We start from the raw sequence: 16,704 nt of genomic DNA on the forward strand, positions 1-16,704 counted from the left end.
TTGGACAATAACCATAAGAGAGTCGACCATGACCCAAGACGTGACGCTACTCCCCCCGCTGACTGACCAAGAGGGCGAACAGGTGCTGCGGCGTGTGCTGCTGCGCATCGTGCCCTTTATTTTCGCGTGCTACGTGATCAGTTACCTGGACCGCACCAATGTTGGCTTCGCGGCCATCAGTATGAACAAGGACCTGGGCCTGACGGCCACCATGTTCGGCTGGGCGGCAGGCCTGTTCTTCCTGGGTTACTTCATGTTCGAAATCCCCAGCAACCTGCTGATGCAGCGCTTTGGAGCACGTATATGGATCGCGCGCATCATGATCACCTGGGGCCTGATCTCCATGGGCACGGCGTTCGCCACAGGCCCGGTCAGCTTCAGCATCATGCGTTTTTTGCTGGGCTTGGCAGAGGCCGGCTTCACGCCCGGGGTTTACCTGTACTTCACCTATTGGTTTCCCGGCAAATGGCGCGCAAAAGCCACTGCAGCCTTCCTGCTGGGGATTCCCACGGCCAATATCTTCGGCTCACCGCTGTCGGGCTGGTTATTGGACATGCATGGGGTGCTGGGCCTGAAGAACTGGCAGTTCCTGCTGGTGGTCGAAGCGCTTCCAGCGCTATTGCTGGGGCTGGCCTGCCTGTTCGTGCTGGTGGACCACCCGGCCAAGGCCCGGTGGCTGACGGACCGCGAAAAGGCCTGGTTGTCTGACCGCCTGCGCCGCGAGCAACAAACCATCAGTGCATCCCATGGCAGCAGCTTGCGTAGCGCGCTGACCAACCCCAAGGTGTTCGTGCTGGCCGCCATCAACTTCTGTTGCATCGTAGGCTCCATCGGGATCGGCCTATGGATGCCGCAAATCATTAAGAGCTTGGGCATGGCCAATGGCACCGTCGGGCTAGTCGCTACCCTGCCCTATATCCTGGGGGCGATTGCGATGACGGTGTGGGCCCGCCTGGCCAATCGGTCGCAACAGCGCCTGCCCTATGTGGTAGGCGCCCTGGCGTTCGCGGCGCTGGCATTGGTAGGCGCCGCCCTGGCTGACGACCCAGTGCTGAAGATCGCCTGCCTGGCGGGCACGGTTGCCAGCATTCTGGCGTTCCAGGCCACGTTCTGGGCTATCCCTTCTACGTTCTTGACTGGCCGCGCGGCAGCAGGCGGCTTGGCGCTGATCGTGTCTATCGGCAACCTGGGCGGGTTCGCTGGGCCGTTCCTGATCGGGATGATCAAGGATGCTACCCAGTCCTTTTCAGCACCGTTCTACGCGGTGGCCGCCGTGTTGCTGCTGGGTACATGCCTGATGCTGTGGCTGGGAGACCCGGCGCGCCAGCAGCCTGTGACATCGGGCACACGCCAACCCAAGGGCAACGTGACAGCCGGCTAAGGCGATAAAAGTAACGTATCAATAGGCGAACAACTGTCGCCCGGCCTTGCCTTCAGGCATCAGCCGGGCGATTGGCGCACATTGGAACAGGCGGCCTTAATCTTCGAACTCGCAGCCTGTGTGCTTCAGCGATTCCAGTACCCAGGCACGGCTGTTGGTACCGTCGGCGATCTGCTGCATCTGCTTGAGCTCAGCCTCGTGCTTGGCAGCGGCCCGCCCATACACGGCCTCTACATGGTCGTAGGGCACGCACAACAGACCGTCGTCATCACCGATCACCAGGTCGCCTGGTTCGATCACCATGCCGTCAATGGCAATGGGTACGTTGATTTCCCCTGGCCCATCCTTGTACGGCCCGCGGTGGGAGATACCGGCTGCAAACAACGGGAATGTCCCGGCGCCAATGCTCCCAGCATCCCGAATGGCCCCATTGATCACAATGCCAGCCACGCCACGTTTCTCGGCATAGGCCACCATCATTTCGCCAATCAGCGCATTGCTCAGGTCCCCGCCAGCATCCACCACGATGACATCGCCAGGTTCGGCGATATCAATGGCGTAATGCAGCATCAGGTTGTCGCCGGGGCGGGCTTTAACGGTCAGTGCAGGGCCTGCCAGAACACCCTCACGGTGCATGGGGCGCAGGCGGGCGCCACCGGCGGTCATGCGGTGCATGGAATCGCTCACATTGGCGACAGGCACATCGCGGTAGCGCGAAACCCACTGTGCGCTGACTTTACGTTCGGCTTTGAGGACGCGGAATCCGATAGGCATGGGCATTTCTCTTGAAGTTATAGGGTGCCAATGAGCTAGGCTCAGGATTTTTAGAATGGCATTTCATTTAATCCACAGCAAGCACCTTGCTCGCGGTTTCATCCCCGCCGGTCATGGAAAAAACTTCTTTGTTGAAATGGCGTTTCATTATGCTAGGTTAAAGCACAGGCCTTTCACTAGCTCAGGTGAGCCTGCGCTCGTCGCCATAACAACAAGGTGAACACCCTATGACCCGCAAGATATTGATCACTGGCCCCGCGCTTACCCAGGACGCCATTCAGCACGCCGCGAGCCTGGATATCCAACTCATACCCACCACACCTTACCTACCAGTTGATGAGCTTGTTGCGATCATTGCCCAGGAACAGCCCGATGCCATCATCGTGCGGCAGGGCAAGCTGACCAGGGAGATGATCCAGGCGTCTTCGGCGCTCAAGGTTGTTGCCAAGCACGGGGTGGGTTACGACAGCATTGATATCCAAGCCGCTGCCGAGCGCGGCGTACCTGTGACCATCGCCTTGGGCGCCAACGCGCAGTCGGTGGCCGAGCAGGCCTTTGCGCTGATGTTCGCCGTAGCGCGGCAGACAGCGACCCTCGATGCGCGCATGCGCCAAGGCCACTGGGACAAAGCCACGGCCAATGGCATGGAGCTGTCGGGCAAGACGCTGGGCCTGGTGGGGTTAGGGTCCATTGGCGGTATCTTGATGGACCTGGTCGCCCCCCTGCGGATGAAGGTCAGGGTATACGACCCTTACCTGCAAGCCTTGCCGGCGCGGGACCACGTGGAACGCGAAACCAGCTTCGAGCAGTTGTTGGAAAGCTGCGATGTGATCAGCCTGCACTGCCCGCTTACCGAGCAGAACCGCAACCTTCTGAGCACCGAGCAGTTCCAGCGCATGCGCTCCAATGCCATCCTGATCAACACTGCGCGTGGGGAACTGATCGACACCCCAGCACTGGTCGAGGCGCTGCGCACTGGCCAGATCGCCGGTGCCGGGCTGGATACGTTCCACCCAGAGCCGCCTGCCGCAGACAGCGCCCTGTGGGGCCTGACCAACCTGGTCGCGACACCTCACATAGGGGCTAATACCACCGAAGCCCGTGACCGGGTGGGCCTGCTGGCCGTGCAGCAGATTGCAAGCCTGTGGAACAACCAGGCCCTTGACCCACGCTGCATCGTCAACCGGCACTTGCTATAGGCCCCAGCCCCTGAAACCCGTGCCAGCCCTACCTGCTGCACGCTTGATCTCCAGCAAAAACAACTATAGGAGAACACCATGGCCCTACAACAGGCGCCCCACGCCGTCAGTGAACTGGAGCGCACCACCATGCGCCGCGTCGCCTGGCGGCTGCTGCCCTTCCTGATCCTGTGCTACCTGATCGCGATCATCGATCGCGGAAACATCGGGATGGCCTCGCTGCAGATGAACAAGGACCTGGGCCTCACACCTGCCATATTCGGGTTCGCCAGCAGCTTGTTTTTCGTGTCCTACTTTCTGGTGGAGGTGCCCAGCAACCTAGCCTTGCAGAAATTCGGCGCCCGTATCTGGATCGCGCGAATCATGATCACGTGGGGGCTGATCTCAGCGGGCACGGCCTTCGTGCAAGGCGCCAATTCGCTGTACGTGATGCGCTTCCTGTTAGGCGCGGCAGAGGCGGGCTTTTTCCCAGGGGTGCTGCTGTATATGACCTACTGGCTGCCTTCTGCCTACCGTGGCCGCATGGTTGCCATTTTCATGGTGGCCATTCCCGGCGCCAACTTCATCGGCTCCCCCCTGTCCGGGCTATTGCTGTCTCTGGATGGGTGGATGGGCATGCGGGGCTGGCACTGGCTCTTCCTGCTCGAAGGCATTCCGGCTGTGCTGCTGGGTATCGCCTGCCTGTTCGTGTTGACGGACCGGCCTGAACAGGCGAAATGGCTCACCACCGAACAACGCCAATGGCTGACAGGCCGGCTGGATGAAGAGCGCCAGCGCAAATCCAACATCGGCCACCTGTCTTTGTGGAAACTGCTCAAGCACAAGGACATCTGGGTCATGGCCCTGATCTATTCTGGCGCCTCGGCAGCGGGCAGCACCATGAGTGTATGGGCGCCTCAACTGCTCAAGACCTTTGGGCTGAGCAACCTGGAAATCGGCCTGGTGAATGCGATTCCCTACGGCATTGCGTCGGTGGCGATGATCCTGTGGGGCCGCAGTTCCGACAAAACCAACGAACGCCGCTGGCATACCTCTGCGACCTTGTTACTGATTGCTGCAGGATTGCTGTTGGCCTTGGTTACCTCGTCGCTGCCTGCCACGGTAGTGCTGCTCACGATGGTGCTGGTGGGGGCCTATTCCATGAAAGGCCCGTTCTGGGCACTGGTATCCACCTGGCTGTCGAGTACTACTGCAGCGGCGGGCCTGGCGGCCATCGGCGCACTGGCCAACCTCATTGGTGGCGGCCTTATGGTCAACGCCTATGGAGCCATTCATGAGGCTACCGGCAGCTACGCCATCGCCATGCTGCCGCTGGCTGTGCTCTGTGCAGTGGGCGGGGTCGCCGTGCTACTGATGGGCCGCCATCGCCAGCGTACGCCGGCCGAGCACCGTGAGCCGCTCAAGGCAGGCTGATGGGACAGCGCAGGTTGCCCTTCAGCACACCTCGCATTTAACGGGAGTGGCCCACTACGCATGGGCTCACTCCCTTTTTTTTAAGTCCAACCTTGCCCTGTGCCAGGGTAAGGTGAGCTACGAACGGACCTTGACCCATGCCCATCACCCGCCGCCGTTTTGTGCTAGGCGCCGCCTCTGCGGGCGCCCTGGTTTCACTCAACGCCCTGGCCAGCTATCGGTTCTCCAGTGGAGACAACCTGTCTAGCCTGGTGCCACCGCCTGGCAGTGTGGATTGCCACATGCACCTGTATGACGACCGTGTGCCTGCTGCGCCAGGGGCCACCTTGCTTCCTCCCAATGCGTCTTTGGAAGACTATGGCCAGATACAGGCACGCCTTCACCTCAAGCGCATGGTGATCGTCACGCCTTCCACTTACGGCACAGACAACCGCTGCATGCTGGAAGGCTTGCGAAAGGCAGGCGGCAACGCGCGGGGAGTGGCGGTGGTAGATGCGGCAGTGTCGGACGCCACCTTGCAGGCCATGCATGCTGAGGGTGTGCGAGGCATTCGCTTCAACCTGAGCTACGGCGGCGCCAGCCTTGATGACCTTGAGCCTTTGGCAGCCAGGGTCAATGAGCTGGGCTGGAACGTTCAGGTAGTGGCACCTGGCACCCAGCTGGTAGACCTGGAACACCGGCTGGCCCGATTGCCCTCGCGGCTGGTGATCGACCATATGGGCCATGTGCCACAGCCCGAGGGCACAGCATCGGCCGCCTTCGCCACCCTTACCCGGCTTTTGGACAACCAGCGCACTTGGGTCAAGTTGTCTGGCCCCTATATCCGCTCTAAGGAAGGCCCGCCCCGCTACGCAGATGTAAGCCAGGTGGCGATGGAGCTGGTGCGTATCAACCCACAACGGATGCTATGGGGCAGCGACTGGCCTCACCCCACCCTGGCCACGGATAAACCCAACGACGCTGGCCTGCTCGATCTACTGCTGCAATGGGCGCCAGACGCACACCCGCGTGAACGCATACTCAAGGACAACCCGGTGGCCCTGTATGGGTTCACATGACCTTGGCGCAAGCATCATCCTGGGTTAGGCCGAGATTCCATAGCAGGCCTACCCCCCAAACTGCGGGTGAGGTCTTCGGCAATTTCGACAAAGGTGTCGCGCAAGGTGTTTGCATACTCGGCCGTTAACCGGGTAGAAGGGCCTGACAACACGATCGCCCCCACCAGTTCCTTCAGAGGCCCGTAGATGGGCAGCGCCATGGAGGACGCATGGGGGTCTGTGGCACCAGTGGAATAGAAAGGCTCCAGCCCCTCCACAAAGCGGCTGTAAGGGGTACGCAATGCTTCGGCACTGGCGGCCTTGTCCATGGGGCGCATGTCGCCGGGCTGCAGGTGCAAGCGTAGCCGGTGCGGGGAGTTGACCCGGTACTGGCACAGCCGGTAGGCCCCGTGACGTACGTAGAATGAAGCGGTTTCCCCTGTTTCATCCGTGAGCCGGTGAAGCCTGGGCACCACGTGCCTTTCCAGGTCCAGTGCATCCTGGTACACCGCATTCAGCCGCATGACCTCACTGGCAAGCATGTACCGGCCATCTGCCAGGCGCGTGATAAAGCCATGGGTTTCCAGGGACACCATCAGCCGCATGATGGTGCTCTTGACCAGCCCGGTACGCTCGGTGAGTTCCACCAGGCCCAACGCCGAATCCCCCAGTTTGAAAGCACAAAGCACGGTCAGCACCCTGTCAGCTGAGGCGACGCCGTTGAGTGCGGGACGGGGGCGGGTCTTGACCATCGATAGCTCCAGGCAGCAGCAGGCAGGATCGCAAAGGCTGCCATTATCCGATAGCACTGGGCGGATAGCTACACAACGCGTGCCCTAGGCCTCGGCGGGCGTATGTTCCCGCTCGGCCTTGAGGGCATCAAACGCCTGCTGTGCCTGCTCTACCTGCTGTTGATGCAGCACCGACCAGTTGAACAGTGCCGCAAACGGCTCCTGTAAAGACCGCCCTAGCGGGGTAATTGAATACTCCACCGCGATGGGCGATGACGTAATCACCCGCCTGGCCACCAGCCCATTTCGCTCCAGCCGCCGAAGTGCTTCGGTCAGTGCCTTGTGGGTGATGCCACCTAGGCGTCGCTTGAGCGCATTAAACCGCGAGGGCTTGGTGCATACCACGGTCAGGATAAGCACCGACCATTTGTTCGCGATCTGCTCCAGCACCGGGCGAGTGGCCAGCACTTGGGCACAGAGGTGGTCGGGTATATCGGTCATCGGAGTTTCCATGGGTATACCTAGGCTCTTCAAAGTGCGTAATTGACACTTAGTATACGAAATATATCGTAGTCGTCTGTACACACTGGAGGATGACCCATGGCTAGGTTGAGTGGAAAAACAGTATTGGTGACTGGTGGTAACAGCGGGATCGGCTTTGCAACGGCCAAGCGTTTTATCCAGGAGGGGGCACGGGTATTTATCACCGGTCGCAACCCGGACTCGCTCAACAACGCCCTGGCTGAACTGGGCGAGCAGGCGCAGGGCATACAGGCGGACGTGACCCGGCATGAGGACGTGGGCCTGATTGTCCAGGCCCTTGAGCACGCTGCGACGCCCCTGGACAGCCTGGTGATAAGCGCCGGCATGTCCGAATGCGCATCGCTGGCCGACACCACGGCCGAGCATTTCGATAAAACCTTCAATGTGAACACGCGCGCGCCGCTGCTTATCCTGAAAAGCGTTCTACCGCTGATGACCCAAGGCGCCAGCGTGGTGCTGGTAGGGTCGATCGCTGGCTTTATCGGTACACCGGGGTATGGCACCTACGGCGCCAGCAAGGCCGCGCTGCGGCGCCTATGCCCGAACCTGGACAAACGAGTTGGCCGACCGGGGCATTCGGGTAAACGTGATAAGCCCCGGCCCTATTGATACGCCAATGATGGCGGCCGCGTCTGACGAGATCAAAGGGTCACTACTGAACCTTATCCCTCTCAAACGCCTGGGCAAACCAGAAGAAGTGGCCGCCGCAGCGCTCTTCCTGGCCAGTGATGAAAGCAGCTTTGTAGCAGGTTCCGAACTGTGCATCGATGGCGGTATGGCCCAAGTGTGACTCGACAGCCCTATAGATGCTGGAACGCCCGCTGCCAGGCCGCGGGCGTTTAAAAGCAGCGGTCATTACCCGTGGGCAATCCCAGCTTCAGGCACCTTGCCCCACCCCCCTATGTGCTCTGCCAAGCCGCTGCCATTTGATCGTTGAAGTCCTTGAAAAACGCTCCGTAAGCGCCGTTCTGTTCGGCGTAACGCAAGGGCTTGACCCGCTCTACCAGAATTTCATCCGCCTCAGGCGACTGTTGGAAAATAGCCATAACCTCTTCTATGAACGCCTTCAACGGCATGGCCTGAGGGTCACTGGCCTGGTGTTCACCCGTTAATTCAGTTTGTACATAAGGCGGTGCCAGTTCGTGAACACGTACAGCAGTGTCTTTCAACTGGTAACGCAGCGACTCTGTGTAGGAATGCAAACCCGCTTTGGTGGCGCAGTAGCTAGGCGTAAGGGCCAGCGGCAGGAAGGCCAGGCCTGAGGTAACGGTCACAATGGTGGCATGGGGCTGTTGGAGGAAATGCGGTAGCAGCCACCCGTCCAGGCGAATGGGGCCCAGCAGGTTGGTGGCCACCGTGTCTTCAAGGGCCGTAGCGCCTTCGCGCAAGGATTCTGTACGCATGATGCCCGCGGAATGAATCACCCCATTCAAGCGTGGATAGCGAGCGATCAAGTGCTCGGCCACGCGCTGGGTGTCTGCCGCATCGGTGATATCGAGCACTGCGTGCTGCAACCCTGGAGCGGCCTCCACAGCCTGCTTCAAGACCGACTCGCGGCGCCCGGCGATAATCACCTCGTTGCCCAAGGCCAGGAACGCCTTGGCCAGTTCATAACCAATGCCACTGCCGCCACCGGTCACCAGAAGGGTATTGCCTGTTGTTTGCATGGGGGTTTCCTGTGTGAGGAAGAACGATACGCTCTGTGCCGAGCGACCTGAGCTACCATAGGTTTCTTTGCCGCAGCCGAGAAGTACGCACCCAAAAGTGCCCTACTTACCGCCAGGAAACCAAGCCCATGAACACCCCGTTGAAACCCGCTTCCCGCCCTCCGCAATGGCCCCACGGCAACAACAAGGCCGACCCGCAGCTGGATCAATTGGTGCGTGAGGTCATCAGCCGTATTGCGGACAAATGGACGATGCTGGTGATTGAAGCCTTGGCTGAACAGGGCTGCCTGCGGTTTACCCAGCTGGCGGCCGAAGTGGGCGATGTCAGCCAGAAGATGCTGACTAAAACGGTACGCCAGATGGAAGCCGATGGGCTGCTGCTGCGAACCGTATACCCCGTGGTACCACCGAAGGTGGAATACCGGCTGACCGAGATGGGCATGAGCTTGGCCGAGGCGTTTTGCGGCGTATGGTTATGGGCGGAGCAGCACCGGGAGACCATAGAGGCGTCGCGTAAGGCCTACCAGGTGCAGGTTGAAGCACAGGCGGCTTCGGGGGCGGTTTAGATAACCGCCCTTTGGAACAACGGCCGGATTCAGGGGCGCCGCACCTAAATGCGGAAGCCACCCACCAACCGCTGCAACCGCGCGGCCTCGGCCTCCAGCGCCGTGCACGCGGCCAGCGTGGCCTCCAGGTTATCCACGCCCTGCTGGTTAAGCAGGTTGATTTCGCTAATATCGACGTTCAGCGTTTCAACGACCGAGGTCTGTTCTTCGGTGGCAGTGGCCACCGATTGGTTCTGCCCGTCGATTTCGCCAATGCGTTCGGTCACATTGCCCAGGCGCTGGCCGGCCTGTTCGGCCACCTCCATGCTGTGAGCGCTCTGGCGCTGGCTTTCCTGCATCAGGGCCACGGCGTCGCGTGAGCCGTGTTGCAGCTCCTCGATCATCTGCTGGATCTGCTGTGCCGAACTCTGGGTGCGGCTGGCCAGCGAGCGCACCTCATCGGCCACTACCGCAAAGCCACGGCCGGCCTCACCGGCACGGGCGGCCTCGATGGCCGCATTGAGCGCCAACAGGTTGGTCTGCTCGGAGATCCCTCGGATCACGTCCAGTATCTGGCCGATGTTGGCGGTCTTGCCGTTAAGGGCTTCGATGTGTTCGCAGCTGGTGCCGATCTTGGCCGACAGCGCTTGCATGGCCTGCATCGCCTCGTCAAGCACCTGGCGGCCCTCCTCGCCCTGGGTGCGGGCAATGCTGGCCTCGCCTGAGGCGTGAGCGGCATTGCGGGCGATTTCCTCGGCAGCAGCGCCCAGCTCGTTGATGGCCGCCGCCACGCTGGTGGTGCGTTGCGCCTGCATGTCGGACTGTTGCATGGACGACTGAGAGGTTTCGAGCACCCGTCGGGTACCCTGGCTCAGCTCACCGGTACTATGGGCAACATCACGGATGGAGGTATGGATACGCGTCACGAACTTGTTGAAGGCCTTGGCCAGGGCGCTGAACTCATCACGGCCTGTTACCGGCAGCCGACGGGTCAGGTCACCTTCGCCTTCGGCGATATCATCCATGGCCCGGGTGAGCTCATGCAGTGGGCGCAGTAGCACCCGGATCAACAGCCCCAGCAGCAGGATGATAGCCACCACGGCAACCAGCGTGGCCACGATGGCAAGGTTGCGTGCTTGAGTGACAGGGGCATAGGCCTTGGCCTGGTCGATGGACAAGCCCAGGTACCACTTCACCGAGGGCAGGCCTTGGACGGGTGTAAAGCTCACCAGGCGCGCGTCACCGCCCTGGGTAGTCTCGTGAAGCCCCTCCCCCAAGTCAGGCGTTTGCTCGGGGAACACATCCTTGAGGTTTTTGAGCACTTGGTCGGCGTGGCTGCTGACCAGGACCTTGCCATCGCCATCGACCAGGAAGGCCTCACCCAGGCCACCCACGTTGAGCGAGGTAATAATGGCCACCAGGGCGGACAGGTCGAGGTCTCCCCCCACTACGCCGGCCAGCTGGCCCTCCCGTATCAACGGCGCGGCGATAGTTACGCCCAGCTGTTTGGACGAGGCGAAGATGTAGGGCGGTAGCAGCACCGTCGTGCCGGCTGCAGTAGCTGCCTGGTACCAAGGGCGCTTGCGTGGATCGTAGCCGGCCGGAAGCGGCTGAGCGGGCCGGTTGGTGAAGGTGCCGTCTGCGGTACCCAGGTAGGTAGATTGGAAGTTACTGGTGTAGGCCTTCTGCTCAAGCATGCCGACCAGTTGTTCAGGCGAGCCATCCCGCGCCAGGGCCTGGGTTTCAGCCTCGATGAGCTTGATTCGCGCGTCCAGCCAGTAGGCAATATTACCGGCGGTGACGCGACCGGTTTCGGAAAGGTTGGCCCGCAGGCTCTGGTCGATCGCTTGGCGCTGCAGGTAGGCATTGAAGCCTGCGGAGGCGGCCAGGGCGATGATAATGACGATGGCGGCAACGCCGAGAATCTTCTGGCTGAATTTAAGCTGTTTGGTCATGGTGCGCCTTGAAGCGTAGAGCAGGCTCGCCAATACATGGCGCGATACTGACCTGTCGGCGGCCTTTGAATTTTCTTGAGAAACCTCCTATGTAGAGGATTTGGGCGGCCCTTCGGAGCAGGCCGCCGTGAACATCGCGTGAGCTTGCCTACCTGAGCAATAGACAAACCCACGCTCTACGCCTAGGTGGTTAAACGGTATGTGATGACGTGTCGGCAGGTACGCCCACCAACTCCACTGCTTGATGTGTGTCTGCTACCGCTGGCGTATCGGCTACTATCAGGTTCTCGGCACTGAACACCTTCGCAAAATTCCCTTCCAAGCTGATCTCGAAACGATGGCCCTGGGCATCGGCATCGAAGTCCTTCAGGTACGTGCGATCGTTCCCCTTGTCGTACACCAGTTTCAGCGTGCCATCAGTGCCGTCGCCCAGCCCGGTATAGCCTAGCGCCGCCACATCAACCTTATCTTGCGTGGTGTCGAACCCCTTGATCAGATCGTTATCGCCACGGACGCTATCGCTCTTGTCCAGGTAGCGGAAGGTATCCGCTCCTTTTCCGGCTATCAACAAGTCGTCGTCACCGTGGCCGATCAATATGCCCCCCTCGCTACCGGCGATGAACGTATCGCGGTAGTCATTGCCGGTCAGGGTAGCGTTTTCTCGGTCGACCGTTTTATCACCTGCAAAGATGAAGCGGTCCACATCCAGCAGGCCGTTAACGCCGCTGTCATAGGTCGTCAAGTGCAACATAAAACGGTTGCCCTGCTCATCGGCCTCAAATGACTGCACAACAACCTGCCCCAAGGCTTTATCGAAGGTATAGCTCAGGGTGCCGTTGTAACCGTCGCCTAGCCCTGTGAAGCCCAGGCGAGACACATCCAGCAGGTCGCTGCCGACTTTGAAGAACCTCACCAGGTCCGTGCTGGCGGTGCCATTGGCATCGTTGATGAAGCTATCGCTGACCTGATCGAACTGCACTGTGGTGCGAGACTGGCTAGCGTAGACCGTGTCTGCCCCGGCACCGCCGTCGAAGGTATTGGCATATTTGGCTGTAGAGATGACGTCATCGCCGTCGGTGCCGGTCACGTGCCACTCTTTTTCACTTTGAAAGTAAGGAAACTTTGCGCCCGGCGCGATCGTGTAGTTGAGCGCGAAGTTGCCCGTATTCAGCGCCGAGTGATCGCCCGCCAGGCGCACTTCGAACGCGTTGCCGTTGGCGTCCTTGTCCAGTGAATAAACGTAGGTCACGTCTTCCTTTGCGTCGTAACGCACGGCCAGGTCACCGTTGCGCCCATCGCCCACCCGTTCCAGGCCCAGAGCGGTGAGGTCGAGCACGTCACTGTCGTCGCTGAAGTGCTCGATCAGGTCGGAATGCGAGCCCGACGCGTCGTAGTAGCTGTCGGAAAGCGCGGTGTAAACAAACTGGTTGTGTGAAGAAAGGTATACGCCGGGGTGCGAGATCAGCGTGTCGGCGCCCGCACCACCGATGAAGGTATCGGAACCGCCCACGCCGTTGATCGTGTCGCTGCCGGCGCCACCGATCAGGACGTCCCGCTCGGCGGTGCCAGTTATGGAGTTGTCACCGCTGGTACCGATGAAGGTGGTGTACACAGGGCGGTTGATCTGCTGAATGTCATCGTCGTTTACAGTGGGCATGGGAGGGCTCTTTGATCTGCTAAGGGTGGCCGAAAGCGACTGCCATGCATGCAGGTGGCCAGGAAATTCGCGCGCTGCTGCTCAAGCAGCTTTGCCCGCAAAAAGGCTCGTTAGTTCCTCTGGCCGGTGGTCTGACCTTTTGGTGCAGCACATGCAGGCCGATGGCCGGTACGGAAAAACCTTGCCGAACCGCAACTCATGTAATACTGTAAAAATGTACAGTATAAAACCTGAATTCACCTGACGCCGCCCCTGAGCGGTTTTGACCGGCTATTTGCGGTGACACTATGTCCTTTACCATCCTCGGCTCCCTGGCGTCCTCTACCATTCCCCTCCCGCTGTTCGCCTGCCGCGTTCCTGCAGGTTTTCCTTCTCCCGCTGCGGATCACTTCGAAAAGCACATCTCCTTGGATGAGTTGTTCGACATTCGTGCCCCGCACATCTACCTGGTGAAGATCGAAGGCGACAGCATGAACGGCGCCGGCTTGTTTACGGGTGACCTGGTGATTGTGGATCGAGGCCGTGAGGCCCGGCATGGTGACATCGTGATTGCGGCGCTGAACGGGGAACCGGTATGCAAGCGACTGCACCATAAGGGCCGTGAACTGATTCTCCAGTCTGAAAACGCGGCCTACCCCGCGCGCTACATCCTGGAAAGCGATGAAATGACCATTTGGGGCGTGGTTCGCTACAGCGTGCGCGACCATGCGTACGCCTGAACCCACCTTTGCCCTGGTGGACTGCAATTCGTTCTATGCATCGTGTGAGAGGGTTTTTCGGCCGGACTTGGCCAAGACGCCGATTGTGGTGCTTTCGAACAACGATGGGTGTGTAATTGCGCGCAGCTACGATGCCAAGCCCTTCGTCAAAATGGGTGCGCCCTACTTCCAGATCAAAGACACGCTGAGCCGGCACGGAATCAAGGCGTTCAGCAGCAATTACGCGTTGTACGGGCAGATGTCCGAGCGCGTCATGACCCTGATCGAAAGCATGGTGGCCGGCTGCGAGGTGTACAGCATCGACGAGATTTTCTGTGACCTCACTGGCCAGCCCGGCGACCTGACAACGTTTGGCCGCTCCATCCGCGAGCGGGTAATGATGGCGACGGGTATTCCGGTAGGCGTGGGCATCGCACACACCAAGACCCTGGCCAAGCTTGCCAACCACACGGCCAAACGCCTGCTGCAGCATACGGGCGGTGTGGTGGACATTTGCGACCCGTTCAAGCGTGATTGGGTACTGCGCAATACGGCCGTTTCCGAGGTATGGGGAGTCGGTGGACGTCTAACCGCTCACCTGCAGGCAATGGGTATCCAGTCGGCCATGGACCTGGCCAAGGCCGATCCGGTCACGCTTCGAGCGAAATTCAGCGTTGTACTGGAGCGCACCGCCCGCGAGCTGGCCGGTGTCTCCTGCCTGGCCCTGGACGACCCCGACCCACCCAAGCAGGAAATCTGCTGCAGCCGCATGTTCGGCACCCGGCTCACCGAGCTGGCCCCCCTCAAGGAAGCGGTGGCCACCTACACCGCGCGGGCTGCTGAGAAGCTGCGTGCTCAAGGGTCCCTGTGCAAGAAAATGCGCATCAGCATCAAAACCGGCATGTTCAACCCGGATGAGGCCAAGTATGCGAACGGCGTACTGGTTGAGCTGCCCTACCCTACGCACGACACGTTGCTGATGACCAACGCGGCCACCTATGCCGTGGAGCGCATTTTTCGTGACGGGTACAGGTACAGCAAGGCCGAAGTGCTGTTGCTGGACTTGCGGCAGCCTGGTGAATATACGGACGACCTGTTTGCACTCACCCAGCCGAAGAAATGCGAGCAGTTGATGAATACGCTGGACAGCATCAATGCGCGCTGGGGCCGGGGTACGTTGCGGGCGGCTACGGTGCCGATAGCGCCGGACTGGGGAATGCGTCGTGAGTTTATGAGCCAGAGCTATACGACGCGGATGGACCAGTTGTGGACGGTAAGCGCGCACTAATATCGCAGCAGCCCAGTGAAGGCGCAAATGGACCAAGTGTGGAGGGTATTCCATCCATGAATCGATGGCCCCGTATCTATGTGAGCTAGGCCGTGTACGAAATGTTCTGACGCGAAGATCAGGCCGAGCCGCGTAGGTCGATGGGTGATTTTGAGTGGTACGCAGTGGACAGCACTTAAAATTTATAGCTCATGCTTTATCCGGCTAACAGCAAGCGTAGCTTGCGCTTTATCTATTTCATTCCTATTGGCTGATGCCTGACAAGCACCAACTTCATTGGCAATAACTTGCCTAACGCTGCCAGCCTTATGCAGCATTCTCTCGAACAAGGCAATAAGTTCAGCAGGATTCAACTGACCCAACCGTTCCCTACACCACAGCATCAACATATTATTAGACTCGACAATCGAAACCAGAATAGGCGGACCCACCTCATCAATATCGTTTTTCGCAAGTAGCTTCCAGCCTAGCAAAGGATATATGTCAACAGGTAAAACCCCAAGGCTCGCAGCCATCAATAGCTCACGGTCATTCAGCGGCGTCAACTGCAACCGTAAATACTTTAACTCAATTAAAATTGCCTGACCATTACCCATGCTCGGCATGCTTACATTCAAATATCTCAACAGTGGGCCAACCAGCGTTTCGAATTCTTTTATGCTCACAAATCGTACCCCAATAACTTTAGTTAACCTGCGATATTCCGAGCAAAACTACCTCCATTACAATATCCATTTAAAAAAACGGCACCAAAACATGAAAAACTGGCTTTCCCGGAATTCAACGCCCTCAACATTCAACTTCTACGGTTCCAATTGCTGTCGTGCCAAACGAACTCCCTGTGCTTGCCGCTCATAATGATCACGGTCTACTGTGTTCTCCACAACATCGTTTGGCTGGTCCTCATTCTGATACCTCACTCCCAGATTCCTGATGCCGTGGTGTTTATTTCGCAATCCAATTTCGGGGCGTTGCGAAATAACCTCTTGATACGAGGGCGTATTGTGCAGTTGATTGATTCGCGCTACGCGATGGCTATCCAAAGCTTGTACATCGCCGATGTCCTCTATTTTTATCCTAGGGCTCATCCCGGGATAGTGCACATTCAATACGCTGTTTGGCAAAGGTAGAATTTCAGCATTGTTAACAAGGTGTGCTTTAGCGAAAGTAGGCCAGGCATCAACGACCACTGCCGCCCTAGGCTCCCGGATATCACCAATGATATTAAATTGATGGTCGGGCTCATTGGCGGCAGCGTAAGTGAAGACTGGACGTTCGAGGCCCATATTAGAGAGGTATACCATCGCCAACGCTGAGTATTCAGAACAGGCGCCGGCTTGGGCTGACAACGCAGACTTCGCAAGGCCGTTATTGTCCCCGCGGAAATCCGTGTTCCTGACATGTCGTGCGGCTATGGATCTGTAATAGCTTTCCCCAGCCGAAAGCATGAAATCGTTTTTTAGATTCCCTGCACCATAAGAAAGATTTTCTTTTACGGCATCAATTACGCTCTGCGCTGTGCGCAAATCACTCATGGTTGAAGATGAAACAATGACGGTCTCGCCACGGTGATTTCCTGGCATTGCCTCCCAAAGCTTTACGGTTTGAGGATCATTTTGACATACCGCTGCCGGTCGTACGGGTATTGTAGGAAACATTGTAGCTCCATACTAAGTGCCACATTGACTGAGTGTTTGAATTGGACATTGGATGCTAAGCGTCAAGCCTTTGTGTAGCCTACAGTGGAAAACAGGTTCCTTAATCAAAAAAGCAGCAGACCGGCGGTTGATTTTCTATGCCACATAAATTGGCAAAT

Annotated in this window: 17 protein-coding genes and 1 pseudogene; 9 read left to right on the forward strand and 9 right to left on the reverse strand. The window is 58.9% G+C overall.

From position 1 onward, the window contains the following. The first annotated feature begins 28 nt into the window (after window positions 1–28). Window positions 29–1,381: an MFS transporter gene (locus tag ACSAMW_RS04895; protein WP_500592931.1), complete on the forward strand. Its 1,353-nt coding sequence runs from the start codon at window positions 29–31 to the stop codon at window positions 1,379–1,381. 96 nt (window positions 1,382–1,477) lie between these two features. Here the strand turns inward: ACSAMW_RS04895 and ACSAMW_RS04900 are convergent, their stop codons facing one another. After that, a complete protein-coding gene (locus ACSAMW_RS04900) occupies window positions 1,478–2,155 on the reverse strand; it encodes an RraA family protein (protein ID WP_500592932.1) in 678 nt (225 codons plus the stop codon). Between the two features lie 227 nt (window positions 2,156–2,382). Between ACSAMW_RS04900 and ACSAMW_RS04905 the strand changes: the two genes are divergently transcribed. From ACSAMW_RS04905 to ACSAMW_RS04915, 3 genes are all read left to right on the forward strand, one after another. Then, on the forward strand, window positions 2,383–3,354 hold the full coding sequence (locus ACSAMW_RS04905) for a hydroxyacid dehydrogenase (RefSeq protein ID WP_500592933.1): 972 nt from the start codon (window positions 2,383–2,385) through the stop codon (window positions 3,352–3,354). Window positions 3,355–3,432: 78 nt separating this feature from the next. Then, complete coding sequence (locus ACSAMW_RS04910; protein WP_500592934.1) at window positions 3,433–4,767, forward strand: MFS transporter; 1,335 nt, start codon at window positions 3,433–3,435, stop codon at window positions 4,765–4,767. Between the two features lie 137 nt (window positions 4,768–4,904). Further along, a complete protein-coding gene (locus ACSAMW_RS04915) occupies window positions 4,905–5,825 on the forward strand; it encodes an amidohydrolase family protein (RefSeq protein ID WP_500592935.1) in 921 nt (306 codons plus the stop codon). Window positions 5,826–5,839: 14 nt separating this feature from the next. On the opposite strand, the gene ACSAMW_RS04920 is transcribed toward ACSAMW_RS04915, so the two are convergent. Next, window positions 5,840–6,556 (reverse strand): IclR family transcriptional regulator, encoded by a 717-nt coding sequence (locus tag ACSAMW_RS04920; RefSeq protein WP_500592936.1) that lies wholly within the window; start codon window positions 6,554–6,556, stop codon window positions 5,840–5,842. Between the two features lie 84 nt (window positions 6,557–6,640). After that, window positions 6,641–7,036, reverse strand: coding sequence for a winged helix-turn-helix transcriptional regulator (locus ACSAMW_RS04925; RefSeq protein WP_500592937.1), 396 nt, complete (start codon window positions 7,034–7,036; stop codon window positions 6,641–6,643). A 99-nt stretch (window positions 7,037–7,135) separates the two neighbouring features. Between ACSAMW_RS04925 and ACSAMW_RS04930 the strand changes: the two genes are divergently transcribed. Together ACSAMW_RS04930 and ACSAMW_RS04935 are read left to right on the forward strand one after the other, a co-directional pair. Further along, window positions 7,136–7,687, forward strand: coding sequence for an SDR family NAD(P)-dependent oxidoreductase (locus tag ACSAMW_RS04930; protein WP_500592938.1), 552 nt, complete (start codon window positions 7,136–7,138; stop codon window positions 7,685–7,687). Next, window positions 7,575–7,868: an SDR family oxidoreductase gene (locus ACSAMW_RS04935; RefSeq protein WP_500592939.1), complete on the forward strand. Its 294-nt coding sequence runs from the start codon at window positions 7,575–7,577 to the stop codon at window positions 7,866–7,868. The genes ACSAMW_RS04930 and ACSAMW_RS04935 overlap by 113 nt, the downstream gene beginning before the upstream one ends. Window positions 7,869–7,977: 109 nt before the next feature. Here ACSAMW_RS04935 and ACSAMW_RS04940 read toward each other — a convergent pair whose 3' ends face one another. Then, the gene (locus tag ACSAMW_RS04940; RefSeq protein ID WP_500592940.1) at window positions 7,978–8,745 is read right to left on the reverse strand and encodes an SDR family oxidoreductase; all 768 of its coding nucleotides are present in this window, start codon (window positions 8,743–8,745) and stop codon (window positions 7,978–7,980) included. Window positions 8,746–8,873: 128 nt separating this feature from the next. Between ACSAMW_RS04940 and ACSAMW_RS04945 the strand changes: the two genes are divergently transcribed. Beyond that, entirely contained in the window at window positions 8,874–9,311 is a 438-nt protein-coding gene (locus tag ACSAMW_RS04945) for a winged helix-turn-helix transcriptional regulator (protein ID WP_500592941.1), read from the forward strand. 44 nt (window positions 9,312–9,355) lie between these two features. Here the strand turns inward: ACSAMW_RS04945 and ACSAMW_RS04950 are convergent, their stop codons facing one another. The 3 genes and pseudogenes from ACSAMW_RS04950 to ACSAMW_RS04960 all read right to left on the reverse strand — a co-directional run bounded on the left by ACSAMW_RS04950 (window position 9,356) and on the right by ACSAMW_RS04960 (window position 12,902). Continuing rightward, window positions 9,356–10,120 carry a methyl-accepting chemotaxis protein gene (locus tag ACSAMW_RS04950; protein WP_500593980.1) on the reverse strand — a complete coding sequence of 255 codons (765 nt, stop codon included), beginning with the start codon at window positions 10,118–10,120 and terminating at the stop codon, window positions 9,356–9,358. Between the two features lie 93 nt (window positions 10,121–10,213). Then, window positions 10,214–11,245: pseudogene (locus ACSAMW_RS04955) on the reverse strand (HAMP domain-containing protein); the annotation flags it as partial. Window positions 11,246–11,435: 190 nt separating this feature from the next. Beyond that, a complete protein-coding gene (locus ACSAMW_RS04960) occupies window positions 11,436–12,902 on the reverse strand; it encodes a M10 family metallopeptidase C-terminal domain-containing protein (RefSeq protein WP_500592942.1) in 1,467 nt (488 codons plus the stop codon). Between the two features lie 287 nt (window positions 12,903–13,189). Here ACSAMW_RS04960 and ACSAMW_RS04965 point away from each other — a divergent pair, with 287 nt between their 5' ends. Next, window positions 13,190–13,621: a LexA family protein gene (locus tag ACSAMW_RS04965; RefSeq protein WP_500592943.1), complete on the forward strand. Its 432-nt coding sequence runs from the start codon at window positions 13,190–13,192 to the stop codon at window positions 13,619–13,621. After that, a complete protein-coding gene (umuC, locus tag ACSAMW_RS04970) occupies window positions 13,608–14,888 on the forward strand; it encodes a translesion error-prone DNA polymerase V subunit UmuC (RefSeq protein ID WP_500592944.1) in 1,281 nt (426 codons plus the stop codon). The genes ACSAMW_RS04965 and umuC overlap by 14 nt, the downstream gene beginning before the upstream one ends. Before the next feature lie 182 nt (window positions 14,889–15,070). Here the strand turns inward: umuC and ACSAMW_RS04975 are convergent, their stop codons facing one another. Together ACSAMW_RS04975 and ACSAMW_RS04980 are read right to left on the reverse strand one after the other, a co-directional pair. Beyond that, on the reverse strand, window positions 15,071–15,553 hold the full coding sequence (locus ACSAMW_RS04975) for a CesT family type III secretion system chaperone (protein ID WP_500592945.1): 483 nt from the start codon (window positions 15,551–15,553) through the stop codon (window positions 15,071–15,073). A gap of 138 nt (window positions 15,554–15,691) precedes the next feature. Then, window positions 15,692–16,546 carry a hypothetical protein gene (locus ACSAMW_RS04980; RefSeq protein WP_500592946.1) on the reverse strand — a complete coding sequence of 285 codons (855 nt, stop codon included), beginning with the start codon at window positions 16,544–16,546 and terminating at the stop codon, window positions 15,692–15,694. Window positions 16,547–16,704 lie beyond the last annotated feature (158 nt).

This window comes from Pseudomonas sp. AB39(2026) (genome assembly GCF_059831485.1).

Bases quoted from the DNA above. Each gene is read 5' to 3' on its own strand.
- ACSAMW_RS04905 (WP_500592933.1), top strand. From the start codon at position 2,383: ATGACCCGCAAGATATTGATCACTGGCCCCGCGCTTACCCAGGACGCC.
- ACSAMW_RS04925 (WP_500592937.1), bottom strand. From the start codon at position 7,036: ATGACCGATATACCCGACCACCTCTGTGCCCAAGTGCTGGCCACTCGC.
- ACSAMW_RS04920 (WP_500592936.1), bottom strand. From the start codon at position 6,556: ATGGTCAAGACCCGCCCCCGTCCCGCACTCAACGGCGTCGCCTCAGCT.
- ACSAMW_RS04895 (WP_500592931.1), top strand. From the start codon at position 29: ATGACCCAAGACGTGACGCTACTCCCCCCGCTGACTGACCAAGAGGGC.
- umuC (WP_500592944.1), top strand. From the start codon at position 13,608: ATGCGTACGCCTGAACCCACCTTTGCCCTGGTGGACTGCAATTCGTTC.
- ACSAMW_RS04910 (WP_500592934.1), top strand. From the start codon at position 3,433: ATGGCCCTACAACAGGCGCCCCACGCCGTCAGTGAACTGGAGCGCACC.
- ACSAMW_RS04980 (WP_500592946.1), bottom strand. From the start codon at position 16,546: ATGTTTCCTACAATACCCGTACGACCGGCAGCGGTATGTCAAAATGAT.
- ACSAMW_RS04935 (WP_500592939.1), top strand. From the start codon at position 7,575: ATGGCACCTACGGCGCCAGCAAGGCCGCGCTGCGGCGCCTATGCCCGA.
- ACSAMW_RS04900 (WP_500592932.1), bottom strand. From the start codon at position 2,155: ATGCCTATCGGATTCCGCGTCCTCAAAGCCGAACGTAAAGTCAGCGCA.
- ACSAMW_RS04930 (WP_500592938.1), top strand. From the start codon at position 7,136: ATGGCTAGGTTGAGTGGAAAAACAGTATTGGTGACTGGTGGTAACAGC.
- ACSAMW_RS04965 (WP_500592943.1), top strand. From the start codon at position 13,190: ATGTCCTTTACCATCCTCGGCTCCCTGGCGTCCTCTACCATTCCCCTC.
- ACSAMW_RS04940 (WP_500592940.1), bottom strand. From the start codon at position 8,745: ATGCAAACAACAGGCAATACCCTTCTGGTGACCGGTGGCGGCAGTGGC.
- ACSAMW_RS04915 (WP_500592935.1), top strand. From the start codon at position 4,905: ATGCCCATCACCCGCCGCCGTTTTGTGCTAGGCGCCGCCTCTGCGGGC.
- ACSAMW_RS04950 (WP_500593980.1), bottom strand. From the start codon at position 10,120: ATGCAACAGTCCGACATGCAGGCGCAACGCACCACCAGCGTGGCGGCG.
- ACSAMW_RS04960 (WP_500592942.1), bottom strand. From the start codon at position 12,902: ATGCCCACTGTAAACGACGATGACATTCAGCAGATCAACCGCCCTGTG.
- ACSAMW_RS04945 (WP_500592941.1), top strand. From the start codon at position 8,874: ATGAACACCCCGTTGAAACCCGCTTCCCGCCCTCCGCAATGGCCCCAC.